This window comes from Mesorhizobium sp. M1A.F.Ca.IN.020.06.1.1 (assembly GCF_004023265.1).
In the GTDB taxonomy this organism is placed as follows: Bacteria; Pseudomonadota; Alphaproteobacteria; order Rhizobiales; family Rhizobiaceae; genus Mesorhizobium.
This window is the reverse complement of record NZ_RZSR01000827.1, coordinates 1-2,720: the sequence shown is the minus strand read 5'-3', so window position 1 is coordinate 2,720 and position 2,720 is coordinate 1. Positions and strand designations below refer to the sequence as shown.

The window sequence follows — 2,720 nt, the reverse complement described above, 5'->3', positions numbered from 1 at the left end:
GTTGCCGGGCCGACGGAAAGCGCTACCTTTCGAGTAGGGACACAGGCGGGAGCAGGAAGATCATGACCGACAAGACCGTCGCCGAACTCAGGCAGAAGATCGCGCAGGCGCGCGAGGTGATCGCGCATCTGATGGACAAGTCCGCTTTCAACGGCGCCGAGGCGCACCGGGCGCTCGACTATTTCGGCAGCGACGCGTTCGACCGGAATTTTCTGCCGTGGCCGCATGCGAGTGAGGAAGGGCTGCGGCCGGAGGAACTCAACGCGGCGAATGACGATTGAGCGGCTGCGGTGGGCCGCCAGCTATACGGGTGCCAGGGCGACGCCTACTCAAACACGATCGCCTGCAGCGCGCCGCCGTTGCGCTTCAGCCAGTCCTTGCAGCGATCGGTGTCGGGGCAGAGCTTTTCGCACAGCTTCCAGAATTTCGGTCCGTGGTTCATCTCTTTCAGATGCGCGACCTCATGCGCCACCAGGTAATTGATGACCGGTGGCGGCGCCATCATAATGCGCCACGAGAAGGACAGATTGCCCTCCGAGGTGCATGACCCCCAGCGGCTGGAGGTATCCTTGTAGCGGATCGCCTTGGCGCGCTTGCCGATCGCCTCGGTATGCTTGATCACCAGCTTCTCGATCTCGCGCTTGGCCTCGCGTTTCAGATAATCGGCGATGCGGCGCGGCAGGTGGACACGCTCGCCATGGATGATGAGCAGCGGGCCGCGCTCGTCGCGCGCGATGGTGACCGTGCCGCGTTTGGCCGGCTCATGGACGATGCGGTGCGGCACGCCGCGGATCGGGATCTTGATGCCGGGCCGCACCTGCGGGCGCATCGGCACCTTGGCCAGGCGCTGCTCCAGCCAGTCCTGATGGCGGTCGAGGAACTTCTCCACCTCGCCGCGGCGCAAGCCGGGCGGCACCGTTATGCGCAGCCCCTGGCCGCCGGAATCGATACGCAGCGTCAACCGCCGGGCCCTCGCGCTCTCGACGATTTTGAGCGGCAGGGTGCGGCCGGCGACGCAATGCTCGCGCTCCACGACGGGCTTGGGTTCTGGCTTGGTCAGATTGCGAAAGAAGCCGAGGGTCATGGCCGGACGATACGCGATTCGAGAAAAACGACCAGTAGAGTGAGGCTACATGGAGAACAAAAAAGAAACGGCGCCGCTCGCGCGACGCCGCATGTCGGCCGAGTCTTATGATTGAGGCTCAGTCGTCAAGGAGGTTCGACCCCTTGCCGCGCTTCGGCCCCGTCGCTCCGGTTGGACCACTCGTCGTGGTTGGCGCGGTCCGCTTGTTACGCTCGGCCATGAAGCGGTCGAACTCTTCCTGGTCCTTGGCACGGCGCAGCTCGCGGGCATACTCGTCGAACTCGTTCAGCATCTCGTCGAGCTTGCGGCGCTCCTCGGCGAGGCGCTCAAGTTCCTTCTCGCGCCAGTCGTCGAAAGCGACGTTGCCGGTGCGGGACGAGCCATGGCCCCAGCGGGCCGCCTTTTCCGAGCCACGGCGGCAGCCGGCGAAGATGCCGTCGGTGGCGCGGTTGACATCGCGCTTGAAGCCTTCGAGCCGGTCGCCCCAGATGATGTAGGCAAGCATGGCGAAGCCCAGCGGCCAGAACACCATGAAGCCGATCACCATCAGCGCGATGGTCGCCGGCGTCCAGGCCGGACGGATCAATGCACTTGTGTTCATTTTCTCCCAATCCTTCCGTTGGAGACAGCCAAACCGGCTGCGTGGAATCGAAATGGGAAGGCGAAATCGGCGATTCAAGGCAAGTCCGGCCAAAACCGGCGAAAGGCCTGAAATGATTATCGCTTTTTGAGTTTCTCGAGGAAAAGCACTGCCATTCCGGCGACCAGCCCCCAAAAAGCCGCGCCGACGCCGAACAAGGTGAGCCCTGAGGCCGTCACCGCAAAGGTGAGCGTGGCCGGCATGCGCTCGCCCGCATCATGGAGCGCGATCGAGAGCGCGTTGGCTAAAGGCGCCATCAGCGCCAGGCCGGCGACCAGCACGATCAGGCTCTGCGGCAGGACGGCGAAGATCGCCACCAGCGAAGCGCCGAAGATGGCGAAGACCAGATAGGCGAGCGCATAGAACGGCCCCGTCTTCCAGCGCTCGGCGGGATCCGGATGGACATCCGGGCCGGTGCAGATCGCCGCGGAGATCGCCGCCAGATTGGTCGTCGAGGCGCCGAACGGCGCCGAGAGCAGCGAGAACAGCCCGGTGACGCCGATCAGCGGGCCAGGTTCCGGGTGGTAGCCGGCGGCTTTCAGCACCGCGAGACCGGAGAGGTTCTGCGAGGCCATGGTGACGAGGTAGAGCGGCAAGGCCAGGCCAATGATCGCCGAAACGGTGAACTGCGGAGCGATCAGCGTCAGTGTCGACAATTCCGGCGCCGGCAGGCCGCCGACGCGGCCGGTGAGGAAGGCGGCAAGGCCGCCGCCGATCAGCACGACAAGGACCGAAACCGCCGGGTTGAACAGCCGGATGACGAAGAAGGCGGCGATCAGCGGCAGGATCAGCCACGGATCGGCGGGAATGGCCTTGACCGCACTGATGGCGAAGCCGACCAGGATGCCGGCCAGCATGCCGGACGCCACCGAGGCCGGAATCTGCGCGATCAGCCGGGTCAGCGGCTTGAACAGGCCGGTGGCGATCAAGAGGATGCCGGTGACGATGAAAGCGCCGACGGCTTGCGCCATGGTGAAGCCGCTGGAGGCCGCGATC

Annotated in this window: 4 protein-coding genes; 1 reads left to right on the top strand and 3 read right to left on the bottom strand. The window is 65.1% G+C overall.

What is annotated here, in order from left to right:
- A partial coding sequence (locus EOA60_RS27595) for a hypothetical protein (RefSeq protein WP_245502624.1) occupies positions 1 to 281 on the top strand: 281 nt, incomplete at its 5' end.
- A gap of 44 nt (positions 282 to 325) precedes the next feature.
- Here EOA60_RS27595 and EOA60_RS27590 read toward each other — a convergent pair.
- From EOA60_RS27590 to EOA60_RS27580, 3 genes are all read right to left on the bottom strand, one after another.
- Entirely contained in the window at positions 326 to 1,084 is a 759-nt protein-coding gene (locus EOA60_RS27590) for a M48 family metallopeptidase (protein ID WP_095825501.1), read from the bottom strand.
- Positions 1,085 to 1,202: 118 nt separating this feature from the next.
- Positions 1,203 to 1,685 carry a DUF2852 domain-containing protein gene (locus EOA60_RS27585; RefSeq protein WP_067002952.1) on the bottom strand — a complete coding sequence of 161 codons (483 nt, stop codon included), beginning with the start codon at positions 1,683 to 1,685 and terminating at the stop codon, positions 1,203 to 1,205.
- A gap of 116 nt (positions 1,686 to 1,801) precedes the next feature.
- The coding region (locus EOA60_RS27580) for a benzoate/H(+) symporter BenE family transporter (protein ID WP_128312211.1) at positions 1,802 to 2,720 on the bottom strand (919 nt) is incomplete at its 5' end.

Excerpts from the sequence above, each read along its gene's own strand:
- EOA60_RS27590 (WP_095825501.1), bottom strand. The coding sequence starts at position 1,084 with ATGACCCTCGGCTTCTTTCGCAATCTGACCAAGCCAGAACCCAAGCCC.
- EOA60_RS27585 (WP_067002952.1), bottom strand. The coding sequence starts at position 1,685 with ATGAACACAAGTGCATTGATCCGTCCGGCCTGGACGCCGGCGACCATC.